The following is a 767-nucleotide window of genomic DNA, read 5'->3' on the forward strand; positions in this document are numbered from 1 at the left end:
CTCAGATTGTTGACCGCTTGCAGGCCCGCGCCGTTGGTGAACGTGCCGGGCAGCGTGAACGCGAGATCGTGGCCGGCGTTGAACTGGAAATCGGGCGTCGTCGTGAAATCGCCTGCCAGATTCAACGCGACGTCGTTGGCCGCGCTGTACGCACCGCCGCCGAGCAGCGTGTTCGCCGACACCGACAGATTGCGCGTCGCGCCGATCTTGCCGCCGGTGTTCGTGACGGTTCCGGTCGTCGCGATGTCGATATCGCCGTTCGCGATGGTGCCGATGTTTCCTAGGGTGCCGCCGGAATTGTCCAACGCATCGCCGCGCACCTTGACGTTCGCGCCGCTCACCTCGCCGCCCTGCGTGTTCGCGATCGACGACGCGCCGATCGTCACCGCACCGTTGCCGGTGACGACGCCGTGGCGGTTGACGAGCTGGCTGCCGCCTTGCACGCTCGTCGCGCCCGTGCCGAGATTGCCGATCAGGCCGCCTGAGTTATCGACCGACGCCGATTGCAGATCGAGCGTGCTGGTGTCGTTCGATCCGCCCGTGCCGGACTGGATGCGGCCATTGGCATTCGTCAGCGTGCCGCCGGTGTGCAGCGACAGCGACGACAACGCGCGCATCTGGCCCTGCGCGTTGTTCACGTCGCCGGTGACGGTCGCGGCGATCGCTTGTTTCGCGGCGATCGTCCCGCTTGCGTTGTTCAGACTGCCGGCGTGAGCGACGATTCGACCGGCGCTGATGATCTTGCCCGCGACGTTGCTGATCGAGCC

At 66.5% G+C, this 767-nt stretch carries 1 protein-coding gene; it reads right to left on the minus strand.

Translation table 11 applies throughout. The features are described from left to right. Positions 1 to 767, minus strand: a 767-nt coding sequence (locus tag BSIN_RS02575) for a hypothetical protein (RefSeq protein ID WP_143757290.1), incomplete at both ends; no start/stop codon positions are given.

Origin of the sequence: Burkholderia singularis (genome assembly GCF_900176645.1) — a bacterium.
Lineage (GTDB): Bacteria > Pseudomonadota > Gammaproteobacteria > Burkholderiales > Burkholderiaceae > Burkholderia > Burkholderia singularis.